Origin of the sequence: Haliea salexigens DSM 19537 (genome assembly GCF_000423125.1) — a bacterium.
In the GTDB taxonomy this organism is placed as follows: Bacteria; Pseudomonadota; Gammaproteobacteria; order Pseudomonadales; family Halieaceae; genus Haliea; species Haliea salexigens.
On record NZ_AUHJ01000025.1, the window covers coordinates 1 to 16,274 of the forward strand.

Annotated in this window: 10 protein-coding genes; 8 read left to right on the forward strand and 2 right to left on the reverse strand. The window is 58.0% G+C overall.

The window, feature by feature from the left end; translation table 11 throughout:
• Positions 1 to 223: 223 nt before the first annotated feature.
• The 7 genes from G533_RS0117575 to G533_RS0117605 all read left to right on the forward strand — a co-directional run bounded on the left by G533_RS0117575 (position 224) and on the right by G533_RS0117605 (position 11,302).
• The gene (locus tag G533_RS0117575; protein ID WP_027951073.1) at positions 224 to 436 is read left to right on the forward strand and encodes a hypothetical protein; all 213 of its coding nucleotides are present in this window, start codon (positions 224 to 226) and stop codon (positions 434 to 436) included.
• 324 nt (positions 437 to 760) lie between these two features.
• Positions 761 to 973, forward strand: a complete 213-nt coding sequence (locus tag G533_RS0117580; protein ID WP_027951074.1) for a hypothetical protein — start codon at positions 761 to 763, stop codon at positions 971 to 973.
• Between the two features lie 19 nt (positions 974 to 992).
• Positions 993 to 1,907 (forward strand): OmpA family protein, encoded by a 915-nt coding sequence (locus G533_RS23705; RefSeq protein ID WP_084639121.1) that lies wholly within the window; start codon positions 993 to 995, stop codon positions 1,905 to 1,907.
• A gap of 28 nt (positions 1,908 to 1,935) precedes the next feature.
• A complete protein-coding gene (locus G533_RS23710; protein WP_027951076.1) occupies positions 1,936 to 3,837 on the forward strand; it encodes a serine/threonine-protein kinase in 1,902 nt (633 codons plus the stop codon).
• Between the two features lie 169 nt (positions 3,838 to 4,006).
• On the forward strand, positions 4,007 to 6,238 hold the full coding sequence (locus tag G533_RS0117595) for a CHAT domain-containing protein (RefSeq protein WP_027951077.1): 2,232 nt from the start codon (positions 4,007 to 4,009) through the stop codon (positions 6,236 to 6,238).
• 82 nt (positions 6,239 to 6,320) lie between these two features.
• Positions 6,321 to 9,479 carry a beta strand repeat-containing protein gene (locus tag G533_RS0117600; protein WP_027951078.1) on the forward strand — a complete coding sequence of 1,053 codons (3,159 nt, stop codon included), beginning with the start codon at positions 6,321 to 6,323 and terminating at the stop codon, positions 9,477 to 9,479.
• 212 nt (positions 9,480 to 9,691) lie between these two features.
• Positions 9,692 to 11,302: a ShlB/FhaC/HecB family hemolysin secretion/activation protein gene (locus G533_RS0117605; RefSeq protein WP_158413436.1), complete on the forward strand. Its 1,611-nt coding sequence runs from the start codon at positions 9,692 to 9,694 to the stop codon at positions 11,300 to 11,302.
• 36 nt (positions 11,303 to 11,338) lie between these two features.
• Here G533_RS0117605 and G533_RS22725 read toward each other — a convergent pair whose 3' ends face one another.
• Both G533_RS22725 and G533_RS0117615 read right to left on the reverse strand, forming a co-directional pair.
• On the reverse strand, positions 11,339 to 12,343 hold the full coding sequence (locus tag G533_RS22725) for a PP2C family protein-serine/threonine phosphatase (protein ID WP_158413437.1): 1,005 nt from the start codon (positions 12,341 to 12,343) through the stop codon (positions 11,339 to 11,341).
• Positions 12,344 to 12,391: 48 nt separating this feature from the next.
• Entirely contained in the window at positions 12,392 to 14,068 is a 1,677-nt protein-coding gene (locus G533_RS0117615) for a hypothetical protein (protein WP_027951080.1), read from the reverse strand.
• A gap of 782 nt (positions 14,069 to 14,850) precedes the next feature.
• On the opposite strand from G533_RS0117615, the gene G533_RS0117620 reads away from it, so the two are divergent.
• Complete coding sequence (locus G533_RS0117620; RefSeq protein WP_205622655.1) at positions 14,851 to 16,260, forward strand: efflux transporter outer membrane subunit; 1,410 nt, start codon at positions 14,851 to 14,853, stop codon at positions 16,258 to 16,260.
• The last annotated feature ends 14 nt before the right edge of the window (positions 16,261 to 16,274 follow it).

The following is a 16,274-nucleotide window of genomic DNA, read 5'->3' on the forward strand; positions in this document are numbered from 1 at the left end:
CCAGACAGTTCAGAAAAAGTGTCCTGCAGAGAGACATCCAGTGTGGGTCGCTGCATCTGCCGCCTGCATCCAAAACTTCGCCAAATAAAATAAATCGTTAAATTACAGTGGGTTACAAATTATATTGGCCGGCATCACAAAGTTGGCATCGTTTCTGCAACACCCATGGCAAGGAGCAGCAAACAGCGACTCCCAACCAAACAGACACCCGAGGAGATACACCATGAGCACAATCACTGTAAACGACCTGAACGCCAACTGCGCCCTGAGCAGCGAAGAACTCGCCACCGTGAACGGTGGTTGGTACTGGCTCTACCAGCCTGCCTACAGCTACTACTACAACCCGTTCGTATCGACGATGCAATCCTCATGGGCCTCACGCGGCACCTCGTTCGACACGCAACACAACAACTTCATCAGCTTCCTGCGCTCCTGAGGCGCTACTGCAAAACCCAACCCGCCGTGTGGCGGGGTTTTTGTGCCTGGTATTTTCTATCTGACGCATATGTTGCAACTGAGGTCACTTATTCGCCAGGCATGTGGGGCGAACTCAAACAAATGAATGTGATGAATTTTCAGGTTTGTGCCTCAAGGGCGAGCACTGAAAAATATAATGTCAATAATATCAGATAGTTACAATTTTTTTTGGCGGCGAGGGAAAGTTGGCATTGTTCCTGCAATCATTTATACAGAATCGCCAGCGGCGCGAAAGGTATCCCAAGCTGGCAACACATGACTACGGTAAGCAAGGAGAGTTCTCATGACCCATATTACGATTAACGATCTGGAAGACAGCCGCGACCTGGACAAGCAGGCCCTCGCGGCAGTGACAGGCGGCTGGTACTGGTTGTACCAGCCTGCCTACAGCTACTACTACAACCCGTTCGTATCGACGATGCAATCCTCGTGGGCTTCGCGTGGCGCTTCGTTTGACACGCAACACAACAACTTCATCAGCTTCCTGAGATCCTGAGTGCGCGAAGGAGGACATCATGTTCAAGAGGTCGACTAACCTGATAGCAGCAGCGGGAGTGGTGGTCACTCTTGCTGCGCACGCGGCGGATGCTGCTATCCCCTGTGCAGACGGCAAGCGTTACTACGATCTTGCCCGTAAAGCGGGCGCACAGCAGGACTTCGAGAAGGCAACAGAGTGGCTGAACAAATCCGTTGGAGCCTGTGACTCCTATGCTGCCTGGCACTTGATGGGCACCGCCTTCCAGAGGGAGCGCAAGCTTAAGGAATCGCTGCACGCCTACGAGCAAGCGGTGGTGCATGCGGGGACTCAGGACGAAGCTGCCGTGTCTCTCGCGCGCTACGGTCAGGTCCTGGCGCTGAACGGTCAACGCTTTGAAGCGTTGGCCACCCTGGACCGCGCCATCGAGCGCCACTCGAATCCGCCTTCGTGGATGCGAGAAAACGCCAGGCAGCTCGATCACAGTCTGGTCGACACACCGATTTCGAGCGACTCCATCAAGCGCAGTCTGTCCAGCCAGGAGTTCGGTTTGCTCTCGACAGATCGCCTGGCCTCAAGTGGCCTCGCGGGGGGTGATGAAGAAAAGACACGTGTGCGCATTCCGATTAACTACAAGCTCGACAGTACCGAGCTGGATACGTTGACCAGTGAGAACATCGCGGAACTCGGCAAGGTATTGGCGAGTGAAACTTTCGATGGCCGCGCATTCACGCTTGTCGGGCACACCGATGTGCGGGGTAGCTGGCAGCACAACATGAATCTTTCCGAACGTCGGGCGGAGGCTGCCCGCGATGAATTGATACAGCAGTTTCCCACCCTGGCAGGCCGGTTACGCGTGGAGGGTGCGGGTGAGGCGAAGCCTAAATACCGCGGGGAGACCTTGCCGGAAGCCGATCACCGGCTGAACAGGCGCCTGGAGGTTCTCGTCGATTGAAGGATCGGGCCACAACAGCACAGCCGTCATGACGAAGGATTTGCCTGAAATCCCTGGTTACACCATCGAACACCTCCTCGGTGAGGGTGGTATGGCCCGGGTGTATCTGGCCATTCAGCGCGGGTTCGAGCGTCCCGTGGCGCTCAAGATCATCGCTCCGGAACTCGCTGCCAACGAAGAGTTCGGCAAGCGGTTTCTGCGTGAGGCGAGAATTGTTGGCATGTTGTCGCACCCGCACATCGTGCCGGTCTACGATGTCGGAGAGCATAAGGGGCTGTTGTATCTGGCGATGGAGATTCTCGCCGACGGTGATCTGCGCAGCCGGATGATCAAGCCGCTGGATGAGGACGTTGCCCTGGAGATTACGCGCCAGCTGGCGAGTGCCCTGGGCTACGCCCACAAGAAGGGTTTTATCCACAGGGACGTCAAGCCGGACAATGTCCTGTTTCGGGACGTGGACACGGCAGTGCTCACGGATTTTGGTATCGCGCGCGCTGCGGAGAATTCCGAGGACGTCACGCAGATCACTCAGGTGCAGTCGGTCATCGGTTCACCCAAATACATGAGCCCTGAGCAATCCCTGGGACATCAGCTGGATGCGCGCACAGACATATATAGTCTTGGGGTGATGCTGTTCCAAATGTTGAGCGGCGATGCGCCCTACAGCGGGCGAAACCTGACCGAGATATCCCTGCAGCGCTTCGAGCGCCAGATGCCGCGGTTGCCGGATCATCTGCAACGTTTGCAGCCACTGATCGATAGCATGATGGCCTATAACAGGGACCAGCGTTTCGCCAGTTGTGAAGATTTGCTTGTTGCATTGAAAGACCTGCCGAGCGGATCGCCGCCAGTGGTCGCCGGCGGTGCGTTCGACGCCACCGCGGTCATGGCGGCCCCCGAGGTGCCACCGCCGCAGCCACGTGAGCAGGCTGTGGGGCCGGGGCGCCGCGCGGTTGTATTCGGTGCTGCCCTGGTTCTATGCATGTCCGCTGCAGGTGGTTGGTATGCACTGCGTAATAGTGAACCTGTGCAAGTCGCGAAGACGGCCGGCACACCTGTTGTGCTGCAGGAAAAGGGGCTTGCAGAGGCTGCGCTAGAGGGCGAGCCCCCCCAGGACTCCGGTGTGACGGTTCGCGAGTCGGGTGAGGCGACCACTCGCGACAAGGGTGTGGTGGCGGACGCGGTAGCCAATGACGGCGACCGCAGCGAGTCCGCAAGCTCCCTGGCGGCTGCGCCTCATTCTGACACGGTACCGGCAGCGCCTGTATCGCCCCCCCTGCTACCTGAACCAGACGAGTTCTTTGCTTTCTACGATGCCGTCAATCTTGGCGTACCAGCCGCTGAGAAGGAATTCGTTGCAGCCTATCCGCGCAGTGTCTTTGCTGACATCTTGCGGGTGAAATCGACGGGTGACATGGCCGCTGTGGAGGCGTTGCAACAACAGGCGGCGTCAGGCTCAGCGCGCGCCATGTCAGTGTTAGGTGAATTGTATGATACGGGTTGGGTGGTGGGGAAAGATAAAGATGCGGCGCTGCGTTACGCCGAGCTTGCCGCACGACAAGGCTCGCCACTTGGCTTGTATCAGCATGCGACATTACTGATGGCCGTGGCGCAGACGGATGCGCAGCGGCGTGCGGCACTGCGTATCCTCGAGAAATCCGCCGAGGATGGGTTTTTCCTCGCCCAAACGCTGCTGGCGAACCATTTGTTTGACGGTCGGTTATTGGGTCGTGATGTTGACGAAAGCCTTCGTCTTTTCACCCTGGCGGGCGAGCAGGGAGACCGCAATGCCCTGTTTAACCTGGGCAGAATATACGATGCCGGAATTCACCTGAGCGAGCCGGATACGGCGCGTGCACGAGAGTACTTTCTTGCTGCGGCGCGGCTCGGCCACCCGCAGGCGCGGAACTATCTGCAGGAGCCAATATGATCGACTCTGAGCACTCTCGCCGCAGAAAAAAGTCAGCCCTACGGCTCGGTAAGTGCGACCAGGTTGTACACGCATCCTATACTTCAACGTGACCACGCATAATTTGCAACGGAGCCGTATGCAGAAAATACAGCAATTTCTTCGAGGGTATCGCCCGCCTGGGATCTGTATGGCGTGCTTGCTCGTGCTCACCACTACCGCATCCGTCACTGCCAACGCGGGTGATCTGCAAGAGGCCATGGCGCTGAGTGCAGGTGGAGAGTTGCGCGCGGCGCTGGCTTTACTCGATCAGGACCAGAGGCTGATGTCGCGGCAACTCGACGAAGAGTTGTCTGCAGCTGAGATTGATGCGCGTTTGCTGCGTATTGACCTCCTCCGCAGGCTTGGCTCTCTGGCGCGTGCCGACAATGAGCTCAGGGCATTGCAAGGCTATTTCGCGAACCTGCCCGCCGCAATGCCAGCGCAGTTTTCACAGGCACAGCGGCAACGCGCACTGTTGTACTACCGGGAGGGGGCCACGCAGCAGGCGTCGATTGCGATTGCGCGAGCCCTCGAGTGGGAAGACTCGCTGGCGCCCGCGCAGCTCAGCCAATTGCGCAATGACGAGGCGCTCATTCTGCAGCGTGCAGGCGATCTGCGGGCGGCCATTGACGGTTTTCGAGCTGCGGTGGACCTCGCGCCGGACGATGAATTGCGCGTGATTTACCAGGTCAACAGTGCGCGCGCCATGCTTGACGACGGGCGGGTAGAGGACGCTCTGGTGACGGCGCGACAGAGTGCGGATGCGCTCGACCAGTTGGCAGCTGGTGCGCCCGGTCGCGCGCGCATGGCGTTGGCATCCTTGTACCGCAAGGCGGTAAATGACTTCGATGCCGATGCAGCCTACCGCCTGGCAGCCCTGCAGCAGTTGCAGCAAGCGGGGGACATGCAGGATGTTCCGCCGCGCTTGCGCTCCATGCTGAACGGTTACACGGCTGAACTCTATGCGGATGACCGACAGTACGGTGCGGCGGTCCACTATGCCCAGCGGGCACTGCAGTACGCGAATCAGGTACAGGTAGATGGGCTCGAGTATCGCTGGGAATGGGTTCTGGCTCGCTCGTTTGGCGAATTGGGCAACACGCGGGATTCGCTGGATGCCTACGCGAGAGCTGTCGCATCGCTGCGCACGCTACGCAGTAACCTGGAGTCACTGGACTCGGATACTTTCACAGACGTTGTGCAGCCTCTCTACTACAGTTATGCCGATGCATTGCTGACCCAAAGCGCGGTCGAGGTTGATGCGGATGCACAGCAGAAGCTACTGCGCGATGCGCGCTTCGCTCTGGAAGAACTGAAGCTTGCTGAAGTACAGGATTACTTTGACGAGCAGTGTGTGGGAGACGAGAGCGTTGTGCTCGACCAACTGGCCGGGGACGCGGCCGTGCTATATCCCGTGTTGCTGGATACCCGCCTGGAATTACTCCTGACGACTGACAGCGGCATTCAGCAGATCACCGTGCCTGTTGACCGATCGCGTTTGATTGCTCGCATACGCGATTTCCGTCTGAATCTTGAGGTCGATAACGGCACGGATGCGTACCTCGCGCATGGTCAGCAGCTCTATGACTGGCTGATAAGGCCGCTGGAGGCAGTGCTGGCAACGCACAGCATCGCAACGCTGGTCGTGGTGCCGGACGGTGCCTTACGGACCATTCCCCTCGCGGCGCTGCACGATGGCGAACAGTTCCTGGTTGAGCAGTATGCCCTGGCAACGACGCCGGGCCTGACACTGCTGGACCCCAAGCCCTTTTCCGGTGAATCGTATCGCACATTGGCGGGAGGATTGTCGGAATCGGTCCAGGGGTTTGCCGCTCTACCCAGCGTCGACCGTGAACTGCATACACTGCGCGAGAGACTCTCGGCCAACGTCCTGCAGAACCAGGCCTTTACCTTGCCGAAGGTCCGGTCGGAGCTTGCCAACGGCGAGTACAGCATTGTGCATTTTGCCACGCACGGGCAGTTCGGCAGCAGCTACGATGACTCTTTTCTACTGACGTATGACGACAAGTTCCTGATCGCTGATCTCGGGAACACGATTCAGTCCAGAGCAGCTGCCAGTGGCACGCTCGAGTTGCTGGTCCTGAGTGCCTGTGAGACAGCCGCAGGCGACGATCGTGCGGCACTCGGGTTGGCCGGTGTCGCCCTGAAGGCAGGCGCGAGAAGCGCCCTGGCCACGCTGTGGGAGGTCGACGACAAGGCAACCCTGGAAGTGATCAGCGAATTCTATGCGCAACTCGACTCGGGTAATGTCTCCAAGGCACAGGGCCTGCGCGAGGCACAGATGAAATTGATAAATGACCGTTCCAACCAGCACCCGAGTAAGTGGGCCCCTTTCCTGCTCATAGGGAACTGGCTGTGAACAGCATCGTGTTGGCTGCAGAGGCTCGACAATGAGGAAAATAAACGTGGGCAGGACAAAACGACAATCCCGGTTATTTACAGTGCTGTTCGCCGTTCAGTGCCTGTCGCTATCCGGTGCACACGGGGCGGCTGTTTTCGATGGTACGGTTGGCCCCAATAGTGAAGGCGCCACGCGCGCCGGCATCTTTGAAATAGGCCAGGGAGACGGCGAGGTCGCCGGCAATAATCTGTTTCAGAGTTTCTCCAGTTTCAGTCTATCCTCCGGGGAGCAGGCGACCTTCACTCACAGCGCGGCCAACATTCAGCATATTATTGCCAGGGTGACAGGCTTTCAGCCGACAGAAATCCAGGGTGCCATGCAGGTGCGCCGCAACTCCGGGGGAACTCTGTCACCCACGTCAGCCGCGCTGTGGATGCTCAATCCCAATGGGATTTTCATTGGCGATGGGGCCTCGTTCGATCCCCAGAGCACGTTTGTGTTCTCCAGCGCGAATCGGCTCGGCTTTGACAATGGCGACGATTTCTATTCTCACGAAACAACCATAAGTTCGGAATTGTCGATAGCAAACCCGGCTGGGTTTGGCTTCCTTGATCAGCAGGATCTGCCGTCTGGAGTAACGCCGCGAGGCATCGTGCTGGCGCTGAGTGACGTGGACAGCACGAATACGCCGCTACTGCTCTCGAACATGAGTCTGGTGGGCACGAGTGTTGACCCCGACATCGCCGGCGTGACGGTGGTGGGTGATATCACCGCTGCGGTAGACCCAACCAGTCCCCTGGCGCCGGGCGACAGTTCGCAATTCCAGGCCTTCAATCTTGCGCTCGGTGCGCTTGCGCCTGGCGGTGTCCTCGCCATCGATACCTCCGCGGGCTACACCTTGTCCGCAGCAGAAAATGTCGGGCTCGCGGACATCGTTATCGAAAACAGTAACCTGCTTTTCTCGGATAACGCGGTTGTTCCGGTATCCCGCTTTTCCCTGCTCGCGGATCGGTTACTGATTCAGAATTCGTTCATAAGCACCTTTGCACTGCTGCAGCCGACGGACTTTTCCTTGCGCGCGATTTCCAGCATGCAGCTGCGCGGCAGTGTGGTGCAGACGGCAACGGCAACACTCGCTAACGCCGGTACCATCCGTATCGATACGAGCAATTACGAGCAGATTGGCGGGCTGGTGTCCAGCCGCGTGCTGGATCTTGGCGCGGAGACGGGAGATTCCGGCAACATCATCTTTGGCGGTAGTGCATCGCTGCCCATGAAGGATTTCCTGTTGCGACAGGGACGGATTCAAACCAGTAGTATCGGTGCGGGGAATGCAGGCGATATAGTCGTTCTGGGTACAGAAGATGTGTCGTTGCTCGGCACGAGCGGAAGCAGGGCATTTATCGCCAGTCTCGCCGATGGTCTGGGTGACGCCGGAGACCTGCTCCTGTTTGGCAACCGCATCAACGCGGAATTCACTGACATTTTCTCCAGCGGTTCGAACTTTTCGGCGCCGGGTCTGATCAGTCTGCAGTCGGGTGCAGATGGACTTTATTTGCACAATACCTCCTTGCTCGGCGGATTCAACGTGCAGGGTGTTGGGGCATCCATTGCTCTACTTTCAGCGGGAGATATCGCGCTCACCACGGAAGCGGAACGGGCGGTGATCAGCACCGGTACCGGCGGGAAACAAGACGGCGGTGCGATTCTTGTTGCGGCAACGGGTGACCTTACGCTGCGGGGGCAGTTTGACATCACCAGTAATGTGCTGGGTGAGGAAAGTGAGGGCGGATCAGGCGGAGAAATTTCCCTGCAAGGTCGCAGCGTATTGCTGGAGCAAACGCAGGGTGCCGCGAACGCCAGCAACATTTCCAGTTTTACCGCCACCGCCGGAAGGGGGGCAGACGTCTCGATTGTCGCGGAGGGCACTCTCACCGTTAGCGGGGAGCACGCGATAACCAGCTCCACCGTCGGCACCGGGATGGCGGGTGCCGTGGTGTTGCGAGGGGACGATATCGCTGTTTCTGCTGCCAGCCCCACGACGCTTTCTTCTTCCTCACTGGGCGTGGGAGACGCCGGTCGAGTGGACATGTTGGCTGAAGGCGCTCTATTCCTGTCCGGCGTTGAGGTCGGCAGTATTGCCGCGGATCAAGGCGCAGCCGGAGTGATAAGAGCGAGCGGCAGCTCGATCGAGATCGAGAACGCTACCTTCAGCACGGCTACGGGAGCGAACGACATCAACAGTTCGCCTGGTCAGATCACCCTCGAAGCCGGCGGAGAACTGGGAGTTCGCGAAAGCTTTCTACAGAGTAGCACTGGTGCCCTCGCGCCGGCGGGACAGGTCCGGATGACGGCAGGTACCGCGCTTACGCTGGATAATGTGTCTGTGCAGTCTGCCAGCACCGGTGACGGTGCCAGTGGCAGCATACTGGTCTCCAGCGCGGGAAGCGTCAGTATTGATGGCGTCGATACCGAGTTGCTGACCAATTCACAAGGCGCCAACGATGCGGGAGACGTGAGTATCGTTGCAGGCGATGTATTACGTTTTGAGGGCGGTGGGTTCGTGCAGACGTCAGCGGTAGGCAGTGGGAATGCCGGCACTATTCTACTCTCTGCGGATGAGGTGCAACTGAACTGGGCGAGGATCGAGGGGACTTCCGAGAATGCGGGTGGCGGTGACATCAACATTTTTGGCCGCGATATCTACCTGGACAGCGATCCGGCCTCGGGAGGTATCGTCTTCATCACAGCGAGCTCAGCGTCCTCCGATGCTGATGGCAATGGTGGTTCGATCACACTGGGAGACCCGGCTGCGCCGGCGGACCTGGTGCTCGTACGCAATAGCGGACTTACTGCAAGCGCAAACGCCGGCAACGGTGGCCTCATTGACATCAATGCTGCCTCTTTTCTGCGCGATGCACGCTCGGTATTCCAGGTCACTTCCACGTTAGGTGAAGAGGGAAGCCTCGAAATCAATTCGCCGGAACAGGACATCAGTGCCGCGGTGACTGAGCTCGACGTAGCGATTCTCGACGCAACCAACCTCATTCAGGATCGCTGTGCGAAGAGTGCGAGCGGCGGTAGCAGTCTGGTGATTACCGGTCACAGTACCGTGCCGGAGACGGATGACGATTATCTGGCCAGCCCGTTTGTGCTCAGCGGCACGGAAGATGGCGGGGCCTCCTTGCACTCGGAGGGTAACCCCAGTGCCGGGATGCAGCTTGTATTGACACAGAGTTGGGGATCGAAATGCGATTAGTCTTTACAACACTGCGTGCGCCGTCCGGGGCGAAAGGCCGACTTCGCGGGACATTTCTGGGGACATTTCTCGTCGCCCTCAGCCTTCCGGTGTTCGCGCAGCCCTCGGGTATAGGATCCGGGCTCGGGCAGAATATTGAGCGGGGTTTCTCCAGTGGAACTGACGGGTTTGATGAGCCCAGCTTTGAGCTGGACGTTGAACCGAATTCGAGCATGCCGACTCCGCAGGTGCTGCCGTCGCCGATGCTGCAAGAGGAGGGGCAGCCAGCTGCGGTGTTGTTTTCGCCTCTGGCAGTCACTGACATTGTAGTACGCGGGAATACCGTGTTTCCGGCACAAGAGATTGATGCAATCGTGGCGCCGTTTGAGAATCGCGATTTGTCCTCCGAGAATGTTCAGGAGTTGCTGCGCCGCCTGTCGCTCTTGTACTTCAATCGCGGTTACGTCAACTCCGGTGTGGTGTTACCTGAGGGTGACCCTGCGCCGGGCATCCTTGTTTTGCGCGCTATCGAAGGCGAGCTTCAGGAGGTTCAGATCCTTGAGAACGACCGGCTATCCCCGGCCTATCTCGAATCGAGGTTACGCCAGCATGTCGCAAGTCCGCTGAATCTGGACGATCTTCAGAACAGTCTCCGCATGCTTGAGCTTAACCCGCTGATACGCCAGGTGAACGGGGTGTTGGTGCCAGGGCTGACGCAGGGCACGGCAGACCTGCGGTTACGTATCAGCGAGGAGAATCCATTGCGTTTGGGCATGTCGCTGGATAATTATCGCTCTCCCAGCGTTGGTGCTGAACGTGTACTGGTAACGCTTGAGCATTTAAATCTGACCCGGCGCGCAGACCGGCTGGCACTGGCTGTCAGCGCCAGCGAGGGTTTACAGGATGCCTACATATCGTATCAGCTGCCCGTTAGCAGCAGGGAAACCCGTCTTAAGGTCGAGTATCAGCGTGGCAATTCAGAAGTGGTAGAGGCGCCCTTTGACGAGCTGGACATTGAGAGCGACACCGAGTCGTGGGCAGTCTCCGTCAGTCACCCACTGGTCAATAGCGTGGATCGCTATGTGACGCTCACGGCTGGCCTCGGTCATAGTGCCACGGATACGTCGCTGTTAGGTCGGCCCTTCTCGTTTTCTTTGGGAGCTCGGAATGGACAGATAGCCGCCACGAATGCAAGCATTGGTGGCGAGTGGATAGCGCGCGGCGATTACCAGGTGCTGGCCCTGCGGGCAACGCTGCGCTACGGTCTCGACCTGTTTGGTGCCACCATGATTCCCGACGGTGCACCGCAAGTACAATTCGATACCGGTGCGGAAATTCCGGAAAGCGATTTCACGGCATTGCTCACGCAGATCCAGTATGCGCGACGGCTTCCCTTCCGCAACAGCCAGATTGTATTCAGTGGTGTCTGGCAGGAAGCATTTGACCCCTTGCTGTCTGTCGAGAAGCTTGCCATCGGCGGTGTGTACTCGGTGCGCGGTTTCCGCGAAAATCAGCTGGTGCGCGATAATGGTATCTCTGCTTCACTGGAGTGGCGCGTTCCCATTTTCGTCAATGATTCCGGTTACAGCCGTTGGAATCTTACCGCTGTGCCATTCGTCGATTATGGTCGCAGCTGGGATGAAGATGACAATTTGTCTACCAGTAAAGCCGCGGAGCTCAGTAGTGTGGGCCTGGGGTTGCGCTGGCAGCCGAAAGAATACATCAATGCGAGCGTGTACTACGGTGAACGTATTGACGACGATGACGTTACCACGCCTGGAAGCAACGACCTGCAAGATGATGGTTTTCATCTCGCTGTGGTTTTCCACTGGCCGTTCGACTAACCAGGTGATGTGTGCATGACAGTGGCGCGTGGCGTGTTAGTCGTGCGCGATCAGGGCCAGTAGCGACGTTAGTGCGGTGGTTCGGTCCAGCGCGTAAAGCATCCCGGCCAACAGGATCAAGCTGATTGTGGTGCCAGTGAGTATGCGCCCCACACTGATCTTTTTCCCCGCCTGAGGCGACTGCACAGCCGCCGCGGGGAGCGCCAGTGTCTGGCTATGGTGCGCCGCTTTGTAGTTGATCTGAGTATCACCCGCTGCACCGCTCTCCGCCAGGTGCCAGCGGTTGTCTGCCCCGTAGCGCATGAACGCCAGTGTCGATTCGGTTTCGGCAGGTGGAGTCAGTTTCGGCACGCGTATGACGATGCAGCTCGCGTTGTCCTGTCCTCCTCCACCAACGGCGGCCTCGACCAGCGATCTGGCACAGACTTCTGCACTTTCTCCCGAAGCGAGAGTTTCAATTACCCGTCTCTCGGAGAGTTCGCCGCTGACCCCGTCGCTGCACAGCATCACCACACACGGCGTCTTCAATGAGCCTTCCTTGTAGGCAGTAACGGGAGTGCCACTGCGGCTCCCCAGTGCCTGGCTGATAACGTTCTTCTGCGGGTGATGCTCTATCTCGGCAAAATCCAGCTGGGCCGTGTCTACCAGTGACTGCACCAGAGAGTGGTCCTTGCTCAGGAGCTGGAGTTCGCCGTCCCAGACATAGGCGCGACTGTCGCCTACCCAGGCGAGTTGCAGTTGTGCGTTCTTCAGGGTTACCGCGACAGCGGTAGAGGCCGAACCGGGAACTCCCTCGCCGCGTGCAGCGGCGCTGAGAACTTCTGCATGAGCCTGGTCCATTGCCGCATTCAACGACAGCCCCGCGCGCAAGCCTGCTTCCAGGGTAGCGCAAACGATACGACTGGCGACTTCACCTCCCTGTATGCCACCTACGCCATCCGCCACCGCATACAGCCCGAGTTCGTCACATACAAGCAAAGCGTCTTCGTTGTGGCGTCGGGCTCCTACGTGGCTGTACCCAGCTGTGTCTAATGCCGTCACCAATCCTTTCTCCCGATCTTCCTGAGCCATGACTGCTTGATCTCGCGCCTACTGGACTTCCTCATACTCGATCCATTCCTGCTGGTTCATGCCCGGATCCAGGCGGGGATCGTAGTTGGGGTTGTCGCTACCCAGGTAGCGCTCATCCTGATTCACCCAGTACTGATTGCTGCCACTTTGAACATTGTAGCGGTTGCCGGTTTCCGGATTGGCAATGACGGTACGGTCGCCAATGGCGTTGATGGTGCGCTGATGCCCCGCACTGTTCATCTGGTCGCGGTTCATATAGCCCTGGTGATTGATGTCTGAGATTTCGCTATAGATTCTCCCGGTTTCAGCGGCTGCGTTGCCTGCGGCGCGCAGTGAATTCATACGTGCAACATGCTGCCTGCTGCTGGCTTGTGACCGTGCTCTGTCCTGCTGATTTCTGAGTGCGAGCCACTGCGGGTTGGTCTGAGCGTTGATGAGGCCGTTGATCAGGGCATCGCGCGCTGCGGGGAAATGCTCGTGCGGTGCCTCCAGATACTGCGACATCAGAATCCAGTACGATGAAGGCTGGCTATAGGCTATGTTGATGTTGACGATGGAGACATATGACATACCCTGGTTATCAGTCCACTCCAGTGCATACGATTTGGCGTCAAGTTGCTGCGGCATGGCGCTGTAATACTGCGAACTATCCTGTAGTGATTTTCGCGCCAGCTGCGGGAGTTCATAGGTGCGGGTCAGCTTCCTCCCGGTCTGCTCCGCGATCGGCATGAAAAACCGCTGCGTGATTACTTCTATGGGCATGGGCGGCTGATTGGTTGTGCCCTGCATCTGAAACATCTGTGCCATGTCCGGATTGTTGGTGAATTGGAAGGTGGCACCGCCGGCAGCGCTGACGCGTATCTTGTTCGGGCCCTCGTAGGTAAATTCCTTGTTGTCAGTGAGTTGAGTCCAGTCCGCCGGCAGGGGAATACGGCTACTGGCCATCCCGGTTCTGGCATCCATCGTCACAAAATACTTGATTGGTGCCGGTTCTCCTGTACGGCTGTGGTTTGTCGCTGGGTGCTCCTGTAGCCCGTTGTTGGCTGCTGCAGTGGTCGGCGCATTGGGGCGGGAGTTGATCGCTTGACCGGCAGCCCTGCCGTCAACCTGGATCGAAAAACTGTCGAATCGATAACTACCCAGATGGCTGGCAACAACACCTACCGCACCGCGGCCGAGGCTGTCATTGCCAAGGCTGGCTTTTTCAGTACCGTTCACCAGCAGTGCGATTTCGTTTCCCCGCTCGCGAATGGTAAGGGTGATCCTGTCTGTTACCGATGTACCCAGAGAGAACGCCGTTTTTTCATGAAACCCGGTACTGTCCATGGCATGCAGGCTTGCCATGCCGTTTCCACCTACGGTGAAGAGAAAGTAGGACTTGGGGTTTTCCTGAAATCCATAGAGAAGCCCGGCCTGCGAGCCGGGTTCGGACTGCAGCAGCGTCACATCCACGGAAACCTCCCGACGCCCTTCCTCGGCGGCGCGGGCGTTGACGTAGTAGTAGCGTATCGCGCCTGGCTCGGTCGCATTGGTCATCGTGACGCCGCCGTCAGAATTTTTTACACGCCAGCCACCGTCATCCGATTCCTGGATAACCGCGCTCAAGGGTCCCATGCCGGCAGTGGCGGGTTCGTCCGAGCACGCCAGAACAAGGGCTGTGCAGGCGGCCAGAAGGCAAAAATTCAAACGTTTCATAGTGACTATCCTGAAAATGAAGCGGGTACGATGAAAACCTATTGCAGAAAAGATGCCAGCTCCACTGTTGTGCCATTGAAAAAATATAAGCCACTGTTTTTCTGATAGAAATAACCAATACGGATGCGTGCGCCCGGCGGCAGTGTCACGTGGCGCCCGACGAAAAGGTGTGACGCATGGAAACGAAATTGGGCGCTTGTCGTGATTGCAACAACATTTAGCGTGGCGCTTCCCTGCGCGGGCTTGAACAGGCAGTGCAAGGGAGACACGGCGCCAGCAGTCGGCAAGCGTGCTGGCCGATGTGTCGAACCTGACACGAAGAGTGCCAGTGTCCGCTACGCGGCAGCACCAACAATCTGTGCCGTTTTCCAGACGGGATGTATAATGAACTGAGTGTTGATAAATTTGTTTGTCACACCCATACAAATAAATAAGAAACGTTCGAATTATAAAAACAATAAGTAGGCAGGCGGCCTTCCGTGTCGGTACAGGAATAGCGAGTCTGCGCCAAGGAGGTGGTGCCTGTGTCCAGCCACGCCGCGTTTTGCGCTTTTTTTCACTCGAACAGCCGCTCCAGGTGTTTTTTCTTCCAGCAGTTCTCACATTGGCCCGTGTCTTGCTTTCTATTTGTCAGAGAGAGTGCGTCTGGAAGCCATCAGCGCGGCTCGTTGGCGGCGCAGCTTGCGCCGGATTTGCCAGGTATTGGCAGCGTGCAGGCAGGGGAAAATACTATGCAGCAACTGAGCTTCTATAAGCAGCGCCGCAGGTGCGCCCATGCGGTGATGACTTGCCTTCTTGCAGTCGGCCTGATGGCCTGTGCTGCGGGTGGTGGAAGCGGTGACCTGAAGCTGCCGGACATTGAAACCCCCGCCCGCTGGTCCACACCAGCCGGCGTCAGGACATCGGCACGGGAAACTATTCAACCGCAGTGGTGGCACGGTTTCTCTGACGCATACCTTGATGGTCTGGTTGCCGAGAGTATCGATGGCAACCTGGATTTGCGTATTGCGGTGGCCCGTATAGGTGAAGCGGGTGCGGCGCTGGGGCAGGTTGAGGCAGGGCGTCTTCCGACGGTCTCCGCAGGCGTAGGCGCTACCGTACAAGGCGCACGCAACCCGATGACTGGCGACATGGAGACCTCCAACAGCTACAGCACCAACGCGGAACTCGGTTGGGAAATTGATATATGGGGCAAGCTGGAAAAAGGGGTCAGTGCGCGCAAAGCCGCTTATCAAGCGGGAGAGGCGGACTGGCGAGCCACCTACCTCACAACGGTCTCCCGCGTCGCCACCACCTATTTCCTGATCCGTAGCCTCGACGAACAGATTGACCTGCAACAAAGGTCGCTTGCGGCGGCTCAACGCATCTACACAATCTACGAAAATCAGCACCGGGAAGGCATTGGTGCGAATACACCGGTACTGCGTCAAAAAGCGGAGTTGAATACCCTGAAGCGGCGCCTTCTTGACCTCGAGCGTGAGCGTGAAATCGCCGAGAATGCCATCGCGACTTTACTCGGAAAACCGGCGGGTAGTATTGATGTGCCGGTCGCACCATTGCGCGAGACTGTAAAATTAATGGACATTCCGGGGGGGCTACCCTCAGACCTGCTGACCCGCCGACCGGATATCGTGGCCGCTCAGTATCGGGTGCTGGAAGCGTATGAGCTGGTTGGCGAAGCCGAATTGGCACGGCTCCCCTCCATAAGCCTCACGGCCAACAGCGGAGGTGGCGGCAATCTCGCGAGTACCTCGCTTTCCGCTCTCGTAAAATCCTTCACGTTCGGCATTGGGCCCTCGATAAATATCCCGATATTCGATCCCAAATTGAAAGCTCGGGTGAAGTCGCGGGAAGCCTCCGCCAAAGTGAGTGAGGAGCAGTACAGGAAAACCGTAATCCTGGCGTTCCAGGAAGTGGAGAATGCGCTGGTGAATCTGGGTAGCCGGCAGTTGCAAAAACGCGAGCTGGAAGAGGAAGTTGAGCATCTGCGTGTTGTCGCGCGGCAGACACGGGCGCAATTGGAAGTCGGTATCGTGACCCAGTTGGAAGTGCTGGAGTCAGAGCGGCGTTTGTTGAACTCAAACCAGTCATTACTGCAAAACCACCAACAGATCCTGAGTGACACGGTCGATCTGTACAAAGCCATGGGTGGCGGCTGGAGCGAAGACATGCTGGAGCTGGGGGAATCGTGATCAATTGCAACAAG